Annotated in this window: 18 protein-coding genes and 2 pseudogenes; 15 read left to right on the top strand and 5 right to left on the bottom strand. The window is 46.2% G+C overall.

Features of this window, described 5'->3' with window-relative positions:
• Positions 1-631 precede the first annotated feature (631 nt).
• The 3 genes and pseudogenes from R7M92_RS25110 to R7M92_RS22385 form a co-directional block, all read left to right on the top strand.
• A pseudogene (locus R7M92_RS25110) lies at positions 632-1,318 on the top strand (PAS domain-containing protein); the annotation flags it as partial.
• A 180-nt stretch (positions 1,319-1,498) separates the two neighbouring features.
• Positions 1,499-1,852: pseudogene (locus tag R7M92_RS25115) on the top strand (methyl-accepting chemotaxis protein); the annotation flags it as partial.
• A gap of 391 nt (positions 1,853-2,243) precedes the next feature.
• Positions 2,244-3,122, top strand: a complete 879-nt coding sequence (locus R7M92_RS22385) for a DMT family transporter (RefSeq protein WP_047100918.1) — start codon at positions 2,244-2,246, stop codon at positions 3,120-3,122.
• A 46-nt stretch (positions 3,123-3,168) separates the two neighbouring features.
• Here R7M92_RS22385 and R7M92_RS22390 read toward each other — a convergent pair whose 3' ends face one another.
• The 5 genes from R7M92_RS22390 to R7M92_RS22410 form a co-directional block, all read right to left on the bottom strand.
• Positions 3,169-4,077, bottom strand: coding sequence for a hydroxymethylglutaryl-CoA lyase (locus R7M92_RS22390; protein WP_047100920.1), 909 nt, complete (start codon positions 4,075-4,077; stop codon positions 3,169-3,171).
• Positions 4,077-4,916: an enoyl-CoA hydratase-related protein gene (locus tag R7M92_RS22395; protein WP_318134329.1), complete on the bottom strand. Its 840-nt coding sequence runs from the start codon at positions 4,914-4,916 to the stop codon at positions 4,077-4,079. The genes R7M92_RS22390 and R7M92_RS22395 overlap by 1 nt, the downstream gene beginning before the upstream one ends.
• A gap of 29 nt (positions 4,917-4,945) precedes the next feature.
• The gene (locus tag R7M92_RS22400) at positions 4,946-6,550 is read right to left on the bottom strand and encodes a carboxyl transferase domain-containing protein (RefSeq protein WP_213901633.1); all 1,605 of its coding nucleotides are present in this window, start codon (positions 6,548-6,550) and stop codon (positions 4,946-4,948) included.
• 25 nt (positions 6,551-6,575) lie between these two features.
• Entirely contained in the window at positions 6,576-7,745 is a 1,170-nt protein-coding gene (locus R7M92_RS22405) for an isovaleryl-CoA dehydrogenase (RefSeq protein ID WP_318134333.1), read from the bottom strand.
• 66 nt (positions 7,746-7,811) lie between these two features.
• Entirely contained in the window at positions 7,812-8,186 is a 375-nt protein-coding gene (locus tag R7M92_RS22410) for a MerR family transcriptional regulator (RefSeq protein WP_017821195.1), read from the bottom strand.
• Positions 8,187-8,461: 275 nt separating this feature from the next.
• Here R7M92_RS22410 and R7M92_RS22415 point away from each other — a divergent pair, with 275 nt between their 5' ends.
• From R7M92_RS22415 to cyoE, 12 genes are all read left to right on the top strand, one after another.
• The gene (locus R7M92_RS22415; protein WP_053307787.1) at positions 8,462-9,673 is read left to right on the top strand and encodes an acetyl-CoA C-acyltransferase; all 1,212 of its coding nucleotides are present in this window, start codon (positions 8,462-8,464) and stop codon (positions 9,671-9,673) included.
• Between the two features lie 23 nt (positions 9,674-9,696).
• Positions 9,697-11,190, top strand: a complete 1,494-nt coding sequence (locus R7M92_RS22420) for a CoA-acylating methylmalonate-semialdehyde dehydrogenase (protein WP_031781134.1) — start codon at positions 9,697-9,699, stop codon at positions 11,188-11,190.
• Between the two features lie 19 nt (positions 11,191-11,209).
• On the top strand, positions 11,210-12,364 hold the full coding sequence (locus R7M92_RS22425) for an acyl-CoA dehydrogenase family protein (RefSeq protein ID WP_318134336.1): 1,155 nt from the start codon (positions 11,210-11,212) through the stop codon (positions 12,362-12,364).
• Between the two features lie 38 nt (positions 12,365-12,402).
• A complete protein-coding gene (locus R7M92_RS22430) occupies positions 12,403-13,188 on the top strand; it encodes an enoyl-CoA hydratase (protein WP_318134339.1) in 786 nt (261 codons plus the stop codon).
• 8 nt (positions 13,189-13,196) lie between these two features.
• Positions 13,197-14,336: an enoyl-CoA hydratase/isomerase family protein gene (locus tag R7M92_RS22435; protein ID WP_213876110.1), complete on the top strand. Its 1,140-nt coding sequence runs from the start codon at positions 13,197-13,199 to the stop codon at positions 14,334-14,336.
• An 11-nt stretch (positions 14,337-14,347) separates the two neighbouring features.
• Entirely contained in the window at positions 14,348-15,253 is a 906-nt protein-coding gene (gene mmsB / locus R7M92_RS22440) for a 3-hydroxyisobutyrate dehydrogenase (RefSeq protein ID WP_213876112.1), read from the top strand.
• 110 nt (positions 15,254-15,363) lie between these two features.
• Positions 15,364-16,122: an SDR family oxidoreductase gene (locus R7M92_RS22445; RefSeq protein WP_005375778.1), complete on the top strand. Its 759-nt coding sequence runs from the start codon at positions 15,364-15,366 to the stop codon at positions 16,120-16,122.
• A gap of 798 nt (positions 16,123-16,920) precedes the next feature.
• Positions 16,921-17,802, top strand: a complete 882-nt coding sequence (gene cyoA, locus R7M92_RS22450) for a ubiquinol oxidase subunit II (RefSeq protein ID WP_005388604.1) — start codon at positions 16,921-16,923, stop codon at positions 17,800-17,802.
• A gap of 5 nt (positions 17,803-17,807) precedes the next feature.
• Entirely contained in the window at positions 17,808-19,844 is a 2,037-nt protein-coding gene (gene cyoB, locus R7M92_RS22455) for a cytochrome o ubiquinol oxidase subunit I (protein WP_258624125.1), read from the top strand.
• The gene (gene cyoC, locus R7M92_RS22460; protein WP_005375782.1) at positions 19,834-20,436 is read left to right on the top strand and encodes a cytochrome o ubiquinol oxidase subunit III; all 603 of its coding nucleotides are present in this window, start codon (positions 19,834-19,836) and stop codon (positions 20,434-20,436) included. Before cyoB ends, cyoC begins: the two co-directional genes overlap by 11 nt.
• Entirely contained in the window at positions 20,436-20,747 is a 312-nt protein-coding gene (cyoD, locus tag R7M92_RS22465; RefSeq protein WP_012842490.1) for a cytochrome o ubiquinol oxidase subunit IV, read from the top strand. Before cyoC ends, cyoD begins: the two co-directional genes overlap by 1 nt.
• Entirely contained in the window at positions 20,708-21,622 is a 915-nt protein-coding gene (gene cyoE / locus R7M92_RS22470) for a heme o synthase (RefSeq protein WP_213911997.1), read from the top strand. The genes cyoD and cyoE overlap by 40 nt, the downstream gene beginning before the upstream one ends.
• Positions 21,623-22,260: the final 638 nt, after the last annotated feature.

Below are 22,260 nucleotides of genomic sequence, written 5' to 3' on the forward strand. Positions count from 1 at the left end.
CTTCACAACAACTTTGCAATACCTGTGATTATTCGTAGCTTTCTAAATTAGAGAAGGCACTGACAAGGTTTTGTCCAAAAGCTTGTTGGTCGGTGTGCTGTTATTGGTTGCTCCATGCGCTATTAATAGAACTGCAAGCGAATAATGAGTGGGTAATCGCTCAAAAGTCGGGTGGAACAGCGATAAAACGGCAAAAATTATTGGAACTAAGTCAAAGCCCTTTTTTGATGGAAAGGCTTATTGATCTGAACACACCAATTTTCCATATAAGTACACCCACAAATACAAACCTCAAACTGGCGATAAAGAGCTTTAATATTAATAAATATATAAACAGCTTGGGCGCTGAAGAAATTTCAGTATACTGCGCTTAGGTTACACTGTATAAAAAATCGCCGTATTCCCAGCGGGGTCCTTTGATGAGAAATAGAAATCGCGTTTGAATATGCAACCAAATGATTTTGCCGCTTGCAGTTTATTCGGTATACAAATAATAAACCTTTGACTAGTCCGAAGGTCGGTCAAATGAGAGAAAGTCATGTTTTTTAATAAGTCGCTTCAACAAGAAAATCAACGATTAAAGCAGGAGTTGCAAATCCTGCAGCAAATCCAAACCAGTTTAGATGAAGAGATGATCCGCTTAACATTGGATAGTAAAGGCATCATTACTTCTGCAAATACTAAGCTACAGCAAGAACTTTTCTTAAATGATGATGAGATCTTAACGAAATCGATTACTGAATTGGTACCGTCAAATTCGCGCAATACAGATCACTTTCATCGAATGAAGAAAGCCGTCCAAGATAAAGTGTTCTGGAATGGGGCATTGCAAGTACAGAAAGGTAATGGTGAGGAAGCCTGGTTAAGAACGATTATCCAGCCTGTTTTAAATGAGCGCAGAGAAGTAGAAAGCTTTTTTGTTTTTGCTTCTGAACTTACGCGAACGATCAAATCATCTCGTGAGCAAGAGGACATGCTAAATGCATTAAGTCGTTCTATGGCGGTAATTGAGTTCACATTAGATGGCCATGTTTTAAAAGCCAACGATAATTTCCTAAACACAATGGGTTATACGCTTGATCAGATTCTAGGGAAGCATCATCGCATGTTTTGTGATCAGGAAGAGTCGAGCTCTCAAGCTTACCGTGAGTTTTGGCAACGTTTAGCAAAAGGGCAATTTTCATCAGAGCGATTCAAACGAGTTAACCGTTATGGTGAAGAGGTGTGGTTAGAGGCTTCATATAACCCTATCCATAACGACAGAGGAGAGCTCTACAAGGTCGTTAAGTTCGCGACAGATATTACCCAGCAGGTGATGCAGGAACAGAAAATGGCCCAGGCTGCGCAATTGGCGAACGAAATCTCCCAAGAAACTGGAACACAAACCCTGCAAGGGCAAGAGGTTATAGGCTCAACGTTAGAAAAGATGCAGATACTTTCCGAGCAAATGCAGCAAGCGAACACCGCGATTGACGAGCTTAAAGCGCACTCATCGCGTATTAGCGAGTTGGTAAATAGCATCAGTGGTATCGCTGACCAAACTAACTTATTGGCGTTAAATGCGGCGATAGAAGCGGCTCGTGCGGGTGAGCATGGTAGAGGTTTTGCCGTTGTTGCTGATGAAGTCAGACAGCTTGCTACAAGAACCAATGCAACCACCGATGAAATTGTCACAATGGTCAGTGAAAACCTACAGCGAACAGATAACGCAGTTAAGCTGATCGCTAAATGTCAAAAAGAAGCACTAGATACGCTAGAGCTCTCTGAAAAAGCAGGCAATGTGATGAATGAAATACAAGATGGCGCTAGCCGTGTTGTAGAGGCCGTGGAGCAATTTAACCGCTCGTTGTAGTTAATCAATAAGTTTTCATTGTAGGGGCGATGGGTAAAAAGCAATTCGCCTTATTCAACCTGTATTGAGGAGCACTGAAGTCGCAATACTACTCCTGCCGCAGTCAAGTTAAGCGTTTTGAAGGAGGGGTAGTTCGACACCCCGTACAGGTTTTAGCCAGTTTGCTTGCTGTATAGAATGCTAAAGTAATTTAGTATGCGAAAAGGCTTGCCTTAAGACTTTGCCTGCATTTAATGTATCTAGCAGCAGAACTTCAATCTGCGTGACAACAATACAGGAGAGGATCGGGCTTTCACTTTTTCGCTCGACACAAACCCCTTTCAAATTTACACAATAGCGCAGTAAAACTCTCTTGCTGCGCTATTGTGTGTTCCATATTTTGTGAGTACTTATGTTTAACTCAGAACGCAAAGCGACGGTTATTCTGGTTGCGACGACGATGATCGCGGCACTTGGCTGGATATTCTCTAAGGAAACAATACAGGGTTTACCACCTTTTGGCTTTATTGGGGCGCGATTTACTATCGCTTCGCTCTGCTTACTGCCTCTATGTTACCGACCTTTGCTGAAAGCAAACTTAAAAGATGTGCTTTCTGCTAGTGGTGTCGGACTCCTGTTAGGCAGTGCCGTTATGACATGGATTTACGCCATTTCTATCAGTGATACTCTCGGGGAAGGCGCATTTATCATGAGCCTTTCCATGCTGTTTGTGCCGATTGTTGCATGGGTTATGTTTCGTCAACGACCACAACGAATTTTCTGGCTTTCTTTGCCTATCGCTGTATTAGGTCTTGCTTGTCTTTCTTTAGTTGGTGGCTGGAAACAATCGGCCAGTCAATTGTGGTTTCTTGGTGCAGCACTGGTTTTGGCGCTTCATTTTAATGTGAACAGCAAATACTCTCAAAAACTACCTGTGCTGCTGCTTACTTGCGTGCAACTTTTTTCAGCAGGTTGCTTAGGTTTGTTGGTTTCATTTTTTATGGAATCTTTCCCGGCAGAGGTTGACTCCTCTATTTGGTGGTGGTTTGCGTTGAGTACCTTATTAGCGACGAGCTTGCGTTACGTAATGCAAACCATGGGGCAAAAATTTGTTCAGGCAGGTAACGCTGCTCTAATTATGATATTAGAACCAGTTTGGACGGTTATTCTGAGCGTGCTGTGGTATGGCGAAGTGCTAACGGCAAATAAACTAGTAGGTTGTGTGCTTATCTTATTTTCTCTAATTATTTATCGTACTGGCGGGCGGTTTCGCTTCCCTACTCGAAAGTAGAGCAAGTTAACTTGGGTTGGGAGAATTTGAGGTGCCGGATGGCCTTCTACGAAAGTGATAATACGCGGTTACGCAATGCTAATGACACTTTTGATGTAGGCTGCCGACCCAGCTCTTCGCTGATCATCCAGCCAGCTTTAGCCAGTAGCTCTAAGTCGATCCCCGTTTCTATTCCTAACCCTTGGCATAAATATAGTACATCCTCCGTTGCGACATTTCCTGATGCGCCATGAGCGTATGGGCATCCACCCAGCCCAGCTACACTGCTGTCGATGGTATTGATGCCCATACTCAATGCTTGATGAATATTGGCGAGTGCTTGTCCCCATGTATCGTGGAAATGGACAGCAAGCTGGGGAAGAGGTGCAACCAACATGACGGCTTCTAGCATAGCAGCGATACGGTTTGGCGTGCCTGTACCGATTGTGTCGCCTAGAGACACCTCATAACACCCTAAATCGATGAGTGATTTGACCACGCTCGCCACTTGTTTTGGGGCTGTCGGGCCATCGTAAGGGCAGTCGGCAACGCAGGATAGATAGCCACGAACAGGGATACCGTATTTGGTGGCTAATCGCATTACAGGTTCGAAGCGAGTTAGGCTTTCTGCAATCGAGCAATTGATATTGTGTTGGCAGAATCCTTCTGAGGATGAAGTGAAAATTGCGACCTGATTGGCGTCAGCCTCCAACGCTTGTTCTAAGCCTTTTAGGTTTGGTGTCAGGGCAGAGTAGGTAACATGATTTCGCCGTGTTATTGCTTTCATGACCTCTATTGAGTCCGCCATTTGTGGCACCCATTTGGGTGAGACAAAAGAGCCCGCCTCAATATGCGTTAACCCAGTATCAGAGAGTAAGTTGATCAGCCGGATTTTAGTCTGGGTCGCAACAGGAGATTCATTTTGCAACCCATCTCTAGGACCTACTTCGACAATCTTTACTTTGGAAGGTAGCATTACTTGTCCTGTGACTTGGTGACCCAACTTGGGCTACGTTTTTCAAGAAACGCTTGCAGCCCATCTTGACCTTGGGGTGATACTCTAATGTCCGCAATGAGCTTGCTAGTATAGTGAATCAGTTGTTGATCGATGGGGTTTTGATGACATTGATGGCAGAGCGTTTTCGCTTTACGCATCGCATCTGGGCTATTAAGTAGCAACGTCTTGATTACGCTATCGACCGCATTTTCAAGCTGTTTGGCTTCTTTCACTTCGTGCACAATACCAAACCGTTCGGCATCTTCGGCTGAAATGACTTCACCACTTAAGATATAGCGTCTAGCTTGTCTATTCCCCATCGCGCGCATGACGTAAGGCGCAATGGTCGCTGGAACTAAACCAAGCTTAACTTCACTTAAGCAAAAGTTGGCACTTTGGCTTGCGATGGCGATATCACTACAACAAATCAACCCTAAAGCACCACCATAAGCGGAACCTTGAACAACTGCGATGGTGGGTTGAGGGAACGAATCTAGTGTTTCCATGAGTCTTGCCAAGTTTTGGGCATCAACGAAGTTATCTTGCCTCGTGCTGTCGGCCATCGACTGCATCCAATTCAAATCGGCCCCGGATGAAAAATGCTTACCGTTACTTCTTAATACCAAGCACCGCACATCCGTTCGTAAAGCGAGATAATCTAGGCGGTGGATCAGCAAGTCGATCGTACAAGCGTCAAAAGCATTGTGTTTGGCTGCTCTGTTTAGGGTAATGGTCGCTACGCCATTATTATCGACATGCCAAAGAACATCATCTTGCCTTTGGGCGTTGGGAATAATGCTTGGTTGCATTTCCTGCATACTTACTTCCTTAATTCATCTTTGGATGTTTACATTCTGAAGACGCCAAACTCGCTATCAGGAATGGGGGCGTTTAATGCTGCCATTAACGCTTGACTCAACACCTGACGCGTTTTTTTAGGGTCAATAATTCCGTCATCCCATAGCCGAGCACTCGCAAAATAGGGATGTCCTTGTGTTTCATACAAGTCTATGATCGATTCTCTAAAAATGTGCTCTTCTTGCTCTGACCACGCTTCTCCCTGGCGTTCCTTCGCGTCTTTTCGAACTTGTGTTAAAACGCCTGCTGCTTGTTCTCCGCCCATCACAGAAATACGCGCGTTCGGCCACATCCACATCATGGTTGGATCATACGCTCGGCCGCACATGCCGTAATTACCAGCTCCGTACGATCCACCGATGATCACGGTAAACTTCGGCACGTCAGCACAAGCGACGGCCATCACTAGCTTGGCGCCATGTTTTGCGATGCCTTCTTCTTCAACCTTTTTTCCGACCATAAAGCCGGTAATATTTTGGAGAAAAAGAAGCGGTGTTTTCCGTTTGGCGCACAGCTCAATAAAGTGCGCGCCTTTTTGTGCCGATTCAGAAAACAAGATACCGTTGTTTGCCACAATGCCAATCAAGTGTCCTTGAATACGAGCGAAACCACACACTAGCGTTCTGCCGTACAAGGCTTTGAATTCGTCGAAATCAGAATCATCGACGATGCGGGCAATAATTTCTCGAACGTCGAATGACAGTCGTAAGTTGGCATTCACGATTCCGTAGATTTCTTCTGCGTCGTAGCGGGGAGGAAGCACGGTGTTTTCTGGCTTAACAGGTCTTGTTCTATTGGCATTGGCAATGGCTTCTCTCGCAAGCATTAGGGCATGTTCATCATTTTCAGCGTAATAATCTGCGACACCAGATTTTCGACAATGCACGTCTGCACCGCCGAGCTCTTCACCCGTCACGACTTCGCCAGTGGCCGCTTTCACCAAAGGTGGCCCCGCCAAAAAAATGGTGCCTTGCTCTTTAACCATAATGGACACATCCGCCATGGCAGGAACGTACGCGCCCCCAGCAGTGCAAAGCCCCATCACAACAGCAACTTGTGGGATGCCTTTCGCCGACATTCTCGCTTGGTTAAAGAAAATGCGACCAAAGTGTTCTCTGTCGGGGAAGACGTCGGACTGATGAGGGAGATTTGCGCCACCGGAGTCCACCAAATACACGCAGGGGAGTTGGCAACGTTGGGCAATCTCTTGCGCTCTAAGGTGTTTTTTTACCGTGAGTGGGTAGTAGGTTCCGCCTTTTACCGAAGCATCGTTGGCGATGACCATGCATTGAATCCCCTCTATGATACCAATGCCGGCGATAACACCAGCGCAGGGGATCGCTTCGTCATACACTTGCCAGGCGGCAAACTGGCTGATTTCAAGAAAGTCAGTGTTGTCATCAAGCAAGCGCGCGATGCGTTCTCGTGCGGGGAGTTTTCCTTTTTGCCTCTGGTGCTGAATGGCTTTTTCACCGCCGCCCTGTTTGATGGTCTCGATGTGTTGATTAAGTTGAGTGACCAACGTTTCCATCGCAGCTTTATTGGAAAGAAATAACTCGTCAGTTGGCTTAGTTTTACTTTTGATAATGGCCATAATGACTTCCTTGTCGTATGTTCCGTTAGCGAGATTCTTCGAACAGCTCTCGGCCTATTAACATGCGGCGAATCTCAGAGGTACCCGCGCCGATTTCATAAAGCTTTGCATCACGTAGCAAACGACCAGCAGGGTATTCATTGATGTAGCCATTCCCACCGAGCAGTTGTATTGCATCGAGTGCCATTTGTGTGGCGAGTTCTGCACTGTACAAAATCGCGCCAGCGGCGTCTTTGCGTGTTGCGTTACCTCGTTCACAAGCCGCTGCGACGGTATATACATACGCTTTTGCTGCACTCATTCGAGAGTACATATCGGCGATCTTGCCCTGAACTAACTGAAACTCGCCAATGGGTTTTCCAAACTGCTCTCGTTCATGTACGTACGGGACCACAATGTCCATGCAAGCTTGCATTATCCCGAGTGGTCCGGCAGCGAGGACGACGCGCTCGTAATCCAGCCCACTCATTAACACCTCGACGCCTTGATTCAACTCGCCAAGAATATTCTCTTTTGGCACTACGCAATGGTTAAATACAAGTTCGCAAGTATTCGAGCCTCTCATGCCTAGCTTGTCCAGCTTTTGAGCATGAGTGAAACCTGCGAAGTTACGTTCAATAATGAATGCGGTAATGCCACGTGAACCTGCGCTGACATCCGTTTTAGCGTAAAGCACCACTACGTCAGCATCGGGCCCGTTTGTTATCCACATTTTGTTGCCATTCAGGACAAAATGGTCGCCCTTGTTCTCCGCTTTCAGTTGCATGCTTATCACGTCTGAACCGGCATTGGGCTCACTCATTGCTAGGGCGCCAACGTGCTTACCATCAATGAGTTTTGGAAGGTATTTTTCGCGTTGAGAAGGCGTGCCGTTACGAAAGATTTGGTTGACGCACAGGTTAGAATGAGCGCCGTAGCTTAAAGCGACAGACGCAGAGGCACGGCTGATTTCTTCCATGGCAACAACATGAGCGAGGTATCCCATGCCTGCACCACCAAGCTCTTCATCGACGGTCACACCAAGCAACCCCATTTCTCCCAACAAAGGCCATAAATGATTCGGGAACTGGTTATCGCGGTCTATCTCAGCGGCGATGGGCGCAATATGTTCCGTAGCAAAGGCATTAACGTGTTCTCGGAGCATATCGATGGTATCACCAAGTCCGAAATTGAGTGGGGTATAGGTGCTTTTCATAACGTCTCCCGGTATCAGAGGTAAGGTGGAAAAGCCGATAGCGGTGTTGCTAATTGAGTATAGCGTTTATGTCTGCTTGCTTTTGAGTGTTTGAATACAACGCTCCTTAGCGGCATTCAACTCAGCCATAACGACGCTGATGTCGTTGAGTTGTTGTTGTAGGACAGCTTGTTTCTCTTCAATGATATTGAGCATTTTCAATAACTGTCCCTCGGTTTGTTGCATGTCGTAGAGCTCGAAAAGTTCACGAATTTCTGCCAACGAAAAACCGAGCCGTTTCCCTCTTAAAATCAGTTTGAGGCGAATTCTATCCCTGCGTTGATAAACGCGCATATTGCCTTTTCGCTCTGGTTCAATCAGACCCACGTCTTCATAAAACCGGATACTGCGAGTAGTAATATCAAACTCCTTGGCGAGGTCACTGATCTTGTATTTTTCCATAACATACTTACCTCGAATAAAAATCCAGTTTCTGGAAATCGAACCTTAAATGGGAAGGCCGAACATCAACTTTGAAATATAAACGTCTGCTTGGTGTGTTTTTTCATCTCATTGTAAAGGCTAGTGCTATGCTTACGTAAACGTCAAGAAATCGCGGAATGAAAGTTTGTTAGTGAAAAAGGCGATAAAGGCTGGTGTGGCGCTTGGTGAGTAATTCTATGTAGGGTGTCATCAGTCTGCCAAGTGTTCACATATACCTTAAGGGAATGCGAATCATGGGAAAAGACATCTGGATTGTCAGCGCGAAAAGAACGCCAATTGGGCGCTTTCAAGGCAAGTTGCAAACATACTCTGCTCCTCAATTAGGCGCACTGGCGATCAAGGCGGCAATGCACGAAGTGAATGTGACTTCGGTGGATGAAGTGTTCATGGGATGTGTGCTTCCAGCAGGGTGTGGACAAGCTCCTGCGAGGCAAGCATCTATGGGAGCAGATCTTCCTTTGGGTGTAGGGTGCACCACCATTAACAAAGTGTGTGGCTCTGGCATGAAGAGCGTCATGTTAGCGCACGATCTCATTAAAGCTGGAACGATTCGCTCTGCCATTGCTGGTGGTATGGAAAGTATGACCAATGCGCCGTATTTGCTGAGGGAGGCGAGAAAGGGAATGCGCATGGGGCACCAGTCTACGTATGACCACATGTTTCTCGATGGGCTACAAGATGCTTACGAAGGGCACTTAATGGGTGTTTATGCTCAGCAAGTCGCTGACAGGCTTAAGTTCACCAGAGAGCAAATGGATGAATGGGCCGTGATGTCGGCAAAACGTGCGTTGGAAGCTCAAGAACGAGGCTTGTTTGCCGATGAACTTTCGCCGGTTTCACTCAATACCAAGTCAGAACAAGCGGAGCTGGACTACGATGAGCCCCCACGCTCGATTGACCTTGGTAAAATTCCTCAACTCAAACCTGCATTCGATGAAAAAGGTACGGTGACCGCTGCTAATTCGAGTGCCATTTCAGATGGCGCGGCGGCTCTTGTGCTTATGGATGAAGACACTGCGCGTCATCAGGGGCTTAAACCACTTGCGATCATCAAGGCGCACTCTACACATGCCAGAAAACCTGCAGAATTTACTTTGGCACCCGTCTACGCAATTGAGCAACTGCTGTTCCAGCTAGATTGGTCAATTTATGAAGTGGACCTGTGGGAAATCAATGAAGCCTTTGCCGTCGTGACACAAATAGCGGTGGCGGAACTTGGGCTTGATACGAGCAAAGTAAATATTAAAGGTGGAGCCTGTGCACTTGGGCATCCGATTGGGGCTAGTGGCGCACGAATTCTGGTGACATTGATTCACAGTTTGCGTCAGCTACAAGCGTTAGGCACCAATGGTGATCTCGAAGCCAAAAAAGTGATGCGGGGTGTTGCGTCACTTTGTATCGGCGGTGGAGAAGCCACGGCGATAGGCATTGAAATACCGCTTTAATTGAAATCAGAAAGGAGTAAATGATGACTCGTTTGGTTCCCTTGTTTATTGGTGGCGAGTTTCGTGAATCTCAAACATCGGATTGGGTTGAGGTAACCAATCCCGCCACTAATGATGTCATTGCGTACGTTCCATGTTCCACAGAGCATGAGATGGAAGCCGCCATTGATAATGCGAAAGAGACATTCCAATCCTGGAAGGAAGTGGCAGTATCCGAGCGTGCCAGAGTCATGCTGCGTTATCAGCACTTGCTCAAAGAGCATCATGATGAGCTTGCCACACTGCTTTCTCATGAAACGGGTAAGATTTTAGCGGATGCTAAAGGCGATGTGTGGCGAGGCATAGAGGTTGTTGAGCAGGCGGCAAACATTGCCAGCAACATGATGGGCGAAACCGTCGAAAACGTTGCCACGGATATTGACAGTTACTCAATGATTCAGCCCCTAGGTGTGTGTTGCGGCATTACGCCATTTAACTTTCCTGCCATGATTCCGTTGTGGATGTTCCCAATCGCTATCGCTGCGGGCAATACATTTGTGCTTAAACCCTCCGAACAAGTGCCGTTGACCTCTATTCGTTTAGCTGAACTATTTGAGCAAGCTGGCGCGCCGAAAGGAGTGTTGCAGATCGTTCATGGCCGCAAAGAGCAAGTCGACTTTCTTCTGGCTCATCCTGATATTCGAGCGGTGTCATTTGTTGGCTCGGTTCCCGTTGCCCGTTATATCTACACCACAGGGACTAAACATTTTAAACGGGTTCAAGCTTTTGCTGGTGCAAAGAATCACATGGTGATCATGCCTGATGCAAACAAAGATCAAGTGGTGAATAACCTAATCGGAGCCTCCGTTGGGGCTGCGGGGCAACGCTGTATGGCGATTTCTGTTGCGGTATTTGTCGGCGATTCAAAACAATGGATTGCAGACCTGAAACTGGCGATGGCGAAAGTACACCCAGGGCCTTGGGATGATGAACAGGCTGCTTATGGCCCACTGATCAGTGAGCAAGCCAAGCAACGCGTATTGGACCTAATCGAAGATGGCAAACAACAAGGCGCAGTGTGTGAACTCGATGGCAGTCAGTGTGAAGTGGACGGCTTTCCCGATGGAAACTGGATTGGCCCAACCTTGTTTAGCGGTGTAACAGCGAACATGTCGATTTACACGCAAGAGATATTTGGCCCTGTTTTAGTTTGTATGGAAGTCGAAACGTTGCAAGAGGCCATTGAGTTGGTGAATCGCAACCCTTACGGCAACGGAACTTCTATATTTACCGCTAATGGCGCTGCTGCGAGAAAATATCAGCATGACATTCAAGTCGGTCAAGTGGGGATTAATGTGCCAATTCCAGTCCCTTTACCATTTTTCTCCTTTACTGGTTGGAGAGGCAGTTTCTATGGTGATTTACATGCGTATGGTAAACAAGCAGTGCGTTTTTATACCGAGACCAAAACGGTGACGGCGCGTTGGTTTGATGACGATATTCCAACGGGGCTCAATCTGACCATCCAACTGCGCTGAGTGAATAAAAGGAGCTTTTATGGACTTTGAACTTAATGAAGATCAACGTGCATTTGCCGATACCGCTCAACAATTTGCCGATGAGCGTTTAGCACCGATGGCGGCGGAGTGGGATGAAAAGCAGATTTTCCCCAAAGACGTATTGATAGAGGCGGGGGAACTGGGGTTTCTCAGTCTCTACACACCAGAAGAACATGGCGGCTTAGGGTTAAGCCGTTTGGATGCTTCAATTATCTTTGAACAACTGGCCATGGGATGTACGTCCACTACGGCGTTTATGACGATTCACAACATGGTGAGTTGGATGATAGCCAGTTTTGCTACCGATGAAGCCAAAACGCAGTTCTGTCCGAAACTAGTTACGGGGGAGTGGTTAGGCTCCTATTGCTTAACCGAACCCAACGCAGGATCAGACGCCGCTGCACTGACCACGTCCGCTACAAAAAAGGGAGATAAGTATGTCATCAACGGCGGCAAAACCTTTATCTCTGGCGCAGGAGAGACAGATGTTTTGGTCGTGATGGCGCGAACCGGAGATGAGGGTGCCAAAGGCGTGTCCGCATTTGTTGTTCCTGCTCAAGCAGATGGCATCAGCTATGGGCGTAAAGAACCCAAAATGGGCTGGAACAGCCAACCAACACGAGCGGTTACTTTTGAAAATGTCGTTATTCCAGCTAGCCATTTACTGGGCGAAGAAGGGCAAGGTTTTGTCTTTGCGATGAAAGGGCTTGATGGAGGGCGTATAAATATTGCGACCTGTTCCGTCGGTACGGCTCAACAGGCCCTTGAACAGGCGACACAGTATATTCAGGAGCGTAAGCAGTTCGGCAAACCGCTTGCGCAGTTTCAAGCCTTACAATTCAAATTAGCAGACATGGCGACAGAGCTAGTGGCTGCTCGGCAGTTAGTGCGCTATGCCGCCAGCAAGCTCGACCGAAATGACCCAGATGTCACGGCTTATTGCGCGATGGCAAAACGGTTCGCAACCGATGTGGGCTTTCAGGTTTGCGACCAAGCGCTGCAGCTTTATGGCGGCTATGGTTACATCAAAGAGTATCCAATGGAGCGTCATTTCAGAGATGTGCGTGTGCATCAAATTCTGGAGGGAACGAACGAAATCATGCGCTTGATCATCGCGCGCCGTTTGCTCTCTGAGGAATCGGCCTTGCTGTAGCGAAGTATTGGATTTGCTCATTGAGAAAGGATTCAGATATGCCATTAACCCAAGAAGCCATTCAACATACGATCACTAATCACGTTGCGGTGGTGACGATGAACAACCTGCCAGCCAATACGTGGACAGCAGAGAGCCTCAAGGTACTGAAGTCGCTGATACTCACACTTAACAATGATAAGCAGGTCTACGCACTGGTTTTAACCGGCAGTGGAGAAAAGTTTTTCTCTGCTGGTGCAGATCTCAAGCTATTTTCTGACGGTGACAAAGCGGTTGCGTTAGACATGGCGCGATGCTTTGGTGAAGCCTTTGAAACGCTCTCGGAATTTCGTGGTGTTTCCATTGCCGCCATTAATGGTTACGCCATGGGCGGAGGTTTAGAAGTGGCATTAGCTTGTGATATTCGAGTAGTTGAAGAGCAAGCGGTACTTGCTTTACCAGAAGCCAAAGTCGGACTTTTGCCCTGCGCTGGCGGTACCCAAAACCTCACAGCGTTAGTAGGGGAAGGCTGGGCAAAGCGTATCATTTTATGTGGAGAGCAAGTCAGCGCTGACAAAGCAAAAGAACTAGGCCTAGTTGAGGAGTTGGTTCCCAAAGGTGAAGCTTTAAGTAAAGCGCTGGAACTTGCTGAATCTGTTGCGAACCAGTCGCCATCTTCTGTCGCCGCATGTAAGGCGCTCATTCAAAATATGCGCTCTGCGCCACTGAAGCACGGCTTAATGAAAGAGCGAGAGTTGTTTCTGAATCTTTTTGATACGGAAGATCAAGTTGAGGGTGTTCGCGCCTTTTTAGAAAAACGCCCACCGCAATGGAAAAACCGATAGGAGGCCACATGGCAGGGATGGTAACCATTAGTGAAATAGAGTGCTTAGATGGCGTGCACCGCATTGGTATCGCAACGTTAGACAACACCGCTTCATTGAATGCATTGACGTATGACATGTTAGTCCAACTTAACGATCAGCTTATCAAGTGGCAAGACGATCCGCATATGGCTTGTGTGGTACTGACTGGCGCTGGAGAAAAAGCATTCTGTGCTGGTGGTGATGTTCGAGCTATGTATCACGTCATGCATAACGAGAGTAAAGAAAAAATCGTAGAGTTCTGTACGAACTATTTCTCGTTGGAGTATGAGTGTGACTATCTCATCCACACTTACAACAAACCCATTATCGGTTGGGGAGAAGGTATTGTCATGGGCGGTGGGATGGGGCTTTTTATGGGAACCAGCCATAAAGTTGTGACAACAACATCACGCCTTGCTATGCCAGAAATCAATATCGGACTGTATCCTGATGTGGGAGGTACGTGGTTTTTAAGCCAGATAGATCCGCAAGTGGGCTTATTCCTCGGATTGACAGGTTCAATGGTAAATTCAAGTGACGCTGTCACTATTGGTTTGGCCGATTGGTTACTGTTGGAAGAGCAGTATCCCACCTTACTGGATGAGCTAAAGCGGCTCCAGTGGGGCAAAGAAGACGCGAAAGAGTTGGTAACTGCACTACTACAGTTAATGGAAGAACAAGTTATTGATAGCAAACCAACCACGCAAATTTGTCCATACTTAGATCAGATAGAGGAAGCGTGCAAAGGCTTTGATCTTAATGCGATAGCACAGCGAATCATGACTATCGAAGGGAATAGCCAGTGGATAGAAAACGCGAAACAAACGTTCGCATCGGGCAGTCCGATCACCGCGCATATTTGCTTTAGACAAGTGAAAGAGTACCACAGCTTACCGCTTGCAGATTGCTTCCGTTTAGAGTTGAGTTTGTCGGTTCGCAGTGCCTTATTAGGTGAGTTTAAAGAGGGCGTCCGTTCTCGGCTCATTGACCGGGATGGCGAGCCGAGCTGGATATTTAACAGTGTCAGTGAAGTCGATGAAGATGTTATCGATACTTTGTTTACCTCGCTTTGGTCAGATAACGAGCATCCGCTTGCTAATTTGGGTGAACAAACACTAGGTCAATAAGGAGAATGATCATGAGTACCATCGCATTTATCGGTTTAGGAAGAATGGGGCATCCGATGGCGCAAAACTTACTCGCGTCTGGATTTAACGTGCAAGTATTCGATGTCGATAGCGAAGCCGCAAAGCAACTAGTACCTTTTGGTGCGGTGGTGGCGAGCTCTATTGAGGAAGTCGTGGATGGTGCTAGCACAGTCATCACGATGCTACCAGCAGGGTCTCACGTTCGTTCCGTGTATCTTGGTGACTTACATGGTGGCGTAGGTGTCCTCAATCTTGTCTCGCCAAGTACCTTGATGATTGATTGTTCAACCATTGATCCGGACTCTGCGCGATTAGTCGCCAATGAAGCGGCAAATAAACGCGTGTTGTTTGTCGACGCGCCCGTTTCGGGGGGCGTTGCTGGCGCTAAAGCGGCGACATTAACCTTTATTGTTGGTGGTTCGGATCAAGCGTTTTCTAAAGCCAATGCGATTTTGCAGTATATGGGAAAAAATGTTTTCCATGCTGGCAAAGCAGGCGATGGTCAAATGGCGAAAATCTGTAACAACCTTATGCTCGGTATTTTAATGTCTGGTACGTGCGAGGCATTAAACCTAGGTATCGATCATGGACTCGATCCAAAAGTGCTATCAAACATCATGCTGCAAAGCTCTGGCCGAAATTGGGCATTGGAGCTTTACAATCCTTGCCCAGGCGTGATGGATAGTGTACCAGCCAGTCACGATTACCAGCCGGGCTTTATGAGCAAACTTATGCTAAAAGATCTCGGCTTGGGGTTAGATGCGGCGTTACAAACACATTCTTCGGTTCCGATGGGGTCGTTAGCGCGCAACTTATATTCTTTCCACAACGCGAGCGGCCACGGCGAGCTCGATTTCTCAAGCTTATTTGAGTTATACAAGAGTAAGAAAGGCTAGACTGAGTTTTGTGACAAACCAGCCCGAGATGGTGACCTAAAACGCGCATCATTTCGGCCAACTTAGACTGGTTGAGATAGAGAACATTACGAGCTATGGAGTGCACCAATATGGACATAAAAAGTAGTGTTATTGCCATTACAGGAGCAGGGCAGGGGCTTGGGCAAATGATGGCCATTACCCTTGCTCAAGCTGGCGCTGATTTAGCGTTGTTGGATGTAAACGCCAGTGGCTTAATGGAAACACAAGAGCAGTGTCGAATGCTGAGTGCGAAAGCGTTGACATATCAAGTGGATGTCACCAACGAAATCGACGTTGAAACCACGTTTGAAGCGATTATCCAAGATTTTGGTCAACTCAATGGGTTAGTCAATAACGCTGGCGTGTTAAGAGATGGGTTACTTGTAAAAGCAAAAGATGGCGTGATCAGTAAGATGTCTTTGGATCAATTCAACTTGGTCATGAACGTTAACGTGACAGGAACATTTTTGTGTGGGCGTGAAGCTGCCGTCAAGATGATTGAGAGTGGCTCCCAAGGCGTTATCATCAATATTTCTAGTGTTGCGAGAGCTGGGAATATCGGACAAACCAATTATTCTGCGTCAAAAGCGGCGGTCGCGACCATGGCGACAACATGGGCTCGTGAGCTCGCAAGATACGGTATTCGCGCGGCGGCGGTTGCACCAGGTGTAGTTCATACCGCGATGGCAGAGCAAATGAAACCAGAAGCCATAGAGCGATTAGAAAAGATGATCCCAGTTGGCAGGATGGGCGAAACAAGCGAAATCGCGCATGCAGTAAAATACATTATTGAGAGTGATTACTTTACTGGCAGGGTTTTAGAAGTGGATGGCGGCATTCGTATGTAAGTGACCACTGAAATAAGGCTCTGATAGACCTGAATAATAAGTCTCTTTCCATTTCAACATTTTCTATGTTGTGGAGTGCTAATTCTGCACAACCCAAATGTATTTACAACTTATGTTTGGATTTACCTTGAGAATGATTTCTCACAATCCAATAAAGAGATGTAAATACCACTCTAATATTAAGTGAAATCATTAATTTGATGTTGATCACACTTTTGTTTTTTTAGTTTCCGCTTCTCATTAAGGCTATCTGCGTAAATGAAGTTGATAGTCAGTCTCATCAATTTTAAGTTTCAACTATTTGTTTTTAAATAATTAATTGTTGAAGCACGAGAAATTCGTGTTGAGGTTAATATTCGATTTAAAGTGTGTAACTTCCATTAATGGAAGGTTAGTTTCCAGTTGTGGCTAATGAGCTTTAACTTTTTACTCCTCATAATGCGCCAAATGTAACATAGTGTTTCAAAGTGTAACAATAAACTCACACTAAGAGTGTGGTTTTGATCTCCACTCAATTCCGTTTTGTTTCGCTCTGAGCCCGACGTTACTCATGCTCAACACATAAACATTCTAATGACTATAACAACTGGTTCTTGGCTTGATACCAATCGTATCGTAGTAAATAACGGTTCATTCTAGCTGGTTAAATGCTTGATGACGAAGTTGAAAAATTGTAAGTAGAATAACTACTTATCGAAGTTTTTTCTTGTTCTCATACATTACCTCTGCGCTATTTGTGAGCTCTTATTTACTTTGATTGGCATCTGCTTTGAAACCAGACAACCATCGAGAAAGTTAATGGAAGCCTCAAGATATAAACGCATCTTGTCGAGGGGAAGTTTGGCGTCCGTCATACTTATGCTCTCAGGATGTAATTCAGCTTTACTTGACCCCAAAGGTGCCATTGGTGTGCAAGAAAAAGAGTTAATTATTACTGCTCTTTTGCTGATGTTGATCGTTGTAATCCCTGTGATTTTAATGACGATTTACTTCGCTTACCGATACCGCGCCTCTAACACTGAAGAAGAGTACGCACCCGAGTGGTCACACTCGACCAAAATCGAAGTGGTGGTATGGACAATTCCAATCATCATCATTGCGATTCTTGCGACGATCACATGGCGTTCGACTCATGAACTAGAGCCATCCAAACCTTTGGAAAGTGATGTTAAACCAATGACCATCGAAGTGGTGTCACTCGATTGGAAATGGTTGTTCATCTATCCAGAAGAAAACATTGCGACGGTGAACTATGTGGCGTTCCCGAAAGACGTGCCAGTGCAGTTCAAACTGACTTCGGACAACATCATGAACGCGTTTTTCATCCCTCGCTTAGGTACACAGATCTACGCGATGCCAGGCATGGTAACCAAGCTCAACCTCATAGCGAACCACGAAGGTGACTACAAGGGTTTTGCATCGAACTACAGCGGCGAAGGCTTTTCGCAAATGAAGTTCACAGCTTCAGCAATGTCTGATCGTGCTGCGTTCCTAAATTGGGTGCAGAAAGTGAAGGCGAGCCCTGATCGTATTGAAGATTGGGAGCAATACAGCTCACTGGCAGCGCCAAGTATCGCAGAGCCAGTCACTTTGTTCTCTAGCGTTCCTCCGTTCTTGTTCACCGACGTTGTGACTCAGCATCCTGGTTCAATGAACTGTTTGCCTGAAAACCAAGGATAATCGTAATGTTTGGAAGATTAACTCTTGATTCAGTTCCATTCCACGAACCTATTATTGTCATCACCCTAGCGGTTGTGGCGCTGGTTGGTTTAGCCGTAGTTTACGCGGTGACCAAAGCCGGAAAGTGGCAATATTTGTGGAATGAATGGTTTACTTCAGTAGACCATAAAAAACTTGGCTTCATGTACATCGCAGTAGCGATGGTGATGCTTGTTCGTGGTTTTGCTGACGCAGTCATGATGCGTAGTCAGCAACTCCTTTCTTCTGCGGGTGAAGCAGGTTACTTACCACCGCATCACTACGATCAAATTTTTACTGCCCATGGCGTGATCATGATCTTCTTCGTAGCGATGCCATTGGTCATTGGTCTGATGAACATCATCGTGCCATTGCAGATTGGTGCGCGTGACGTAGCTTTCCCGTATCTGAATAACTTGAGCTTCTGGCTGTTTGTTGTAGGTGTCATCCTAACAAACATGTCTCTCGGCTTAGGTGAATTTGGTCGTACAGGTTGGCTAGCGTATCCGCCGCTTTCAGGTATTGAGGCAAGCCCAGGAGTCGGGGTCGACTATTGGATTTGGGCGCTGCAGATATCAGGTGTTGGTACGACGTTAACAGGCGTGAACTTCTTCGCGACCATTTTGCGTATGCGTACACCGTCTATGCCAATGATGAAGATGCCAGTCTTCACTTGGGCGTCTCTGTGTGCAAACATTTTGATCATCATTTCATTCCCAATCCTAACGGTGACTATCGCTCTGCTTACGCTGGATAGATACCTAGGCATGCACTTCTTTACCAATGATCTTGGCGGCAACGTAATGATGTACGTCAACCTGATTTGGGCTTGGGGCCACCCAGAAGTGTACATTTTGATCTTGCCAATTTTTGGTGTGTTCTCAGAAGTCACCGCAACCTTCTCACGTAAAAAGTTGTTCGGTTACACATCGCTAGTTTGGGCTACCGTAGTTATCACGATTCTTGCCTTTGTCGTTTGGCTACACCACTTCTTTACGATGGGGTCTGGCGCGAACGTAAATGCTTTCTTCGGTATTGCCACGATGATCATTTCTATCCCAACAGGGGTGAAGATCTTCAACTGGCTATTCACGATGTACAAAGGCCGCATCCGCTTTACGACGCCAATGATGTGGACGGTGGGTTTCCTGATCACCTTTACTGTTGGTGGTATGACGGGCGTACTAATGGCTGTTCCGGGCGCAGATTTCGTTCTGCATAACTCAGTATTCCTAATTGCTCACTTCCACAACGTTATCATCGGTGGTGTGGTGTTTGGATGTTTCGCTGCGATCACTTACTGGTTCCCGAAAGCGACCGGTTTCACCATGAATGAAACTTGGGGCAAACGCGCGTTCTATCTTTGGATTATTGGTTTCTTAATGGCGTTCTTACCGCTTTACGCGCTGGGCTTCATGGGGATGACTCGTCGTTTAAGCCAAGACATCAACCCAGAATACTTCCCACTGTTGTCGATTGCCGCAGCAGGTACGGTTGTGATTGCGCTGGGCGTATTGTCTCAGTTCATCCAAATTTACGTGAGTATCCGTGACCGCGAGCAAAATCGTGACCTAACTGGTGATCCGTGGGGTGGTCGTACTCTTGAGTGGGCAACATCGTCTCCACCGCCGTTCTACAACTTTGCGCACCTACCAAAAGGTGATGTGCTGGATGCCTTCTGGTACCAGAAACAAAGTGGCGAGTTCGATCCAACTAAAGAAGTGGAATACGAACGTATTCATATGCCAAAAAACACGGCAACAGGCATCTATGTGTCGGCTTGGTCGCTCCTATTTGGCTTCGGCATGATTTGGTACATCTGGTGGCTAGCGGCGGCAAGTTTGGTCGGTATTATCGTGACGTGTATTCAGCATAGCTATAACGATGATGTGGATTACTACGTGGAAGTTGAAGAGATCAAAGCAATTGAGGCCAAACGTCGAGCTCAGCTTGAAGAAGCGAAGAAAAACTCAGTGAAAGACAGCGAAAGTAAAGATGATCTGGAGGTGACGTATGCAAACTAATATCGCAGCACATCACGACCATGATCACCACCATGACACGAATGGCAACAAGCTATTTGGCTTCTGGGTTTACCTGATGAGTGACTGTGTATTGTTTGCGACCTTGTTCGCGACTTACGCTGTGCTGTCGAGCAATTCAATTGCGGGCCCAACAGGTAAAGACATTTTCGAACTCCCATTCGTGTTTGTCGAAACCATGCTGCTGCTGTTTAGCAGTATCACATTTGGTTTTGGCATTATCGCGATGAAGCGCAACAATGTTGCTGGTCTCAAACGTTGGATGTTAGTCACGTTCGCGCTTGGTCTTGGCTTTATCTGTATGGAGGTCTATGAGTTCCATCACCTGATTGAAGAAGGCTATGGGCCCCAAACAAGTGCATTCCTGTCGGCATTCTTTACGTTGGTTGGTACGCACGGCCTGCACGTAACCTTTGGTCTGATTTGGTTAGCGGTAGCGTATCATCAACTGTCGACGAAAGGTCTGAACGACAATATGGCAATGCGCTTTAACTGCTTAAGCCTATTCTGGCACTTTCTAGATATCGTTTGGATTTGTGTCTTTACCATCGTTTACTTACTGGGGGTAATGTAATGGATCAACATGTAGAAACCAGTGCGTCAGATTACGTGAAAGGCTTTATTGCCTCACTGATTCTGACTGTAATTCCGTTCTACTTTGTTTGGACGAAATCATTACCAGATACAACGACCTATGCGATTCTATTTGGATGTGCATTAGTGCAGATATTTGTTCACTTTAAATACTTCTTGCACATGGAAACAAAAACATCCGACGGACGTTGGAACCTTGTATCACTGATGTTTACCGCCATTGTTGTACTTATCCTTATCGCTGGCTCGGTATGGATCATCTACAACATGAACGTCAACATGAAGTTGTAGGTCAAGGTATGCTGAAAAGTTATTTGTCTATCACTAAACCGGGCATTATTTTCGGCAACCTGATTTCTGTTGCGGCGGGGTTCTTCCTCGCCGCAAAAACAGAACCAGCCAGTCTAATGTTGTTCGTTACGACGTTAGTTGGTGTTGGGTTAGTCATCGCTTCAGGTTGTGTGGTGAATAATATTTTCGATCGTGATATCGACCAAAAGATGGCACGTACACGAAATCGTGAAACAGTGAAAGGCAACATCAATATCGATATTGCGTTTGTTTATGCACTTGCTTTATTGCTGGTAGGAACCGCACTGTTATTTATCCAAGTGAACCCACTATCCGCTGTCGTCGTGTTGCTTGGCTACGTGTATTACGTGTTCTTTTACACGATGTGGTACAAACGTAACTCGGTGTATGGGACCTTAGTGGGAAGTATCTCAGGCGCAGTTCCGCCATTGGTGGGTTACTTAGCGGTAACAAACTTCATTAGCTTGGAAGCGATTTTACTCTTTACCATGTTCTGTCTCTGGCAAATGCCGCACTCGTATGCCATTGCCATGTTCCGCATGCAAGACTACCGAGAAGCCGGGATTCCCGTATTGCCAGTTAAAGAAGGCATTCATAAAGCGCATCGACACATGAAAGCGTATGTCGTGGCTTTTGGAGCAGCATCATTGGGGTTATTTTTACTAGGTGAAGCCGGGTATGAATACTTAGCGGTTGCAGCGGTTGTTTGCTTTATGTGGACGAAAGTGACCTTTCGCAGCATTGATGACAACAACTACATCGCTTGGTCAAAGTCGGTGTTTAAAGTCTCACTGCTAGTGGTGATGGGGATTAGTGGTGTGCTTGGTGTCGAGTTGATTCCTCTAGCTCTGTAACAACCAAACCTAAGCGTTTGCTAAGCGCCAATATCTTTTGCTGCTGAATGCATGAATGACCTTACCTAGAAGTAAGGTCATTTAACTTTCTATTGTCCTTTGTTTTCCCTGTTTTTCCTGTTCCTCCTCTAGCTTCACTATCACGTATTCATATCTAAAAGCAAAAACAACCAGTGTGTAAAACATAGTAGATCGCGCGTTTCCGCTGACGCGTAATAATGCCAAGAGATAGCGACGATTAAGCTAAAAGTATAAACAGCGCAATAACTCTACTTACCATATGAGAATTCAATATCGATAGTTTGTAATGTAAACATTTGGGGTAGTGCTAGTTCCCATAGCAGCATACAAACTAACAATGCGAATGTTTAAGTTGAATCACCAGCTAGCGAAATACACAAGTTTTACGACTGAAAGTGGGTGAGGAAGCATCTTAACTCCAGTGAAATGAACACGATTAAGAATCATCCTTTTACATAGTCTAAAAACTCACTAAACATTAACCCAGATTAAAGTTTTGTCGTCTCCGAGGCATTAAGGTGCGCCTGTAGTTTGCAGGTCTCAAGGATTCAGAGAAGGAACAGCCATACATCGTGTATCGCTGTTCCTTTTTCGTTCTTGTTTACTTGCGAACAGAT

Source organism: Vibrio sp. Vb2880, assembly GCF_033337975.1.
Classification (GTDB): domain Bacteria; phylum Pseudomonadota; class Gammaproteobacteria; order Enterobacterales; family Vibrionaceae; genus Vibrio; species Vibrio alginolyticus.

Bases quoted from the DNA above. Each gene is read 5' to 3' on its own strand.
- R7M92_RS22385 (WP_047100918.1), top strand. From the start codon at position 2,244: ATGTTTAACTCAGAACGCAAAGCGACGGTTATTCTGGTTGCGACGACG.
- R7M92_RS22390 (WP_047100920.1), bottom strand. From the start codon at position 4,077: ATGCTACCTTCCAAAGTAAAGATTGTCGAAGTAGGTCCTAGAGATGGG.
- R7M92_RS22395 (WP_318134329.1), bottom strand. From the start codon at position 4,916: ATGCAGGAAATGCAACCAAGCATTATTCCCAACGCCCAAAGGCAAGAT.
- R7M92_RS22400 (WP_213901633.1), bottom strand. From the start codon at position 6,550: ATGGCCATTATCAAAAGTAAAACTAAGCCAACTGACGAGTTATTTCTT.
- R7M92_RS22405 (WP_318134333.1), bottom strand. From the start codon at position 7,745: ATGAAAAGCACCTATACCCCACTCAATTTCGGACTTGGTGATACCATC.
- R7M92_RS22410 (WP_017821195.1), bottom strand. From the start codon at position 8,186: ATGGAAAAATACAAGATCAGTGACCTCGCCAAGGAGTTTGATATTACT.
- R7M92_RS22415 (WP_053307787.1), top strand. From the start codon at position 8,462: ATGGGAAAAGACATCTGGATTGTCAGCGCGAAAAGAACGCCAATTGGG.
- R7M92_RS22420 (WP_031781134.1), top strand. From the start codon at position 9,697: ATGACTCGTTTGGTTCCCTTGTTTATTGGTGGCGAGTTTCGTGAATCT.
- R7M92_RS22425 (WP_318134336.1), top strand. From the start codon at position 11,210: ATGGACTTTGAACTTAATGAAGATCAACGTGCATTTGCCGATACCGCT.
- R7M92_RS22430 (WP_318134339.1), top strand. From the start codon at position 12,403: ATGCCATTAACCCAAGAAGCCATTCAACATACGATCACTAATCACGTT.
- R7M92_RS22435 (WP_213876110.1), top strand. From the start codon at position 13,197: ATGGCAGGGATGGTAACCATTAGTGAAATAGAGTGCTTAGATGGCGTG.
- mmsB (WP_213876112.1), top strand. From the start codon at position 14,348: ATGAGTACCATCGCATTTATCGGTTTAGGAAGAATGGGGCATCCGATG.
- R7M92_RS22445 (WP_005375778.1), top strand. From the start codon at position 15,364: ATGGACATAAAAAGTAGTGTTATTGCCATTACAGGAGCAGGGCAGGGG.
- cyoA (WP_005388604.1), top strand. From the start codon at position 16,921: ATGGAAGCCTCAAGATATAAACGCATCTTGTCGAGGGGAAGTTTGGCG.
- cyoB (WP_258624125.1), top strand. From the start codon at position 17,808: ATGTTTGGAAGATTAACTCTTGATTCAGTTCCATTCCACGAACCTATT.
- cyoC (WP_005375782.1), top strand. From the start codon at position 19,834: ATGCAAACTAATATCGCAGCACATCACGACCATGATCACCACCATGAC.
- cyoD (WP_012842490.1), top strand. From the start codon at position 20,436: ATGGATCAACATGTAGAAACCAGTGCGTCAGATTACGTGAAAGGCTTT.
- cyoE (WP_213911997.1), top strand. From the start codon at position 20,708: ATGGATCATCTACAACATGAACGTCAACATGAAGTTGTAGGTCAAGGT.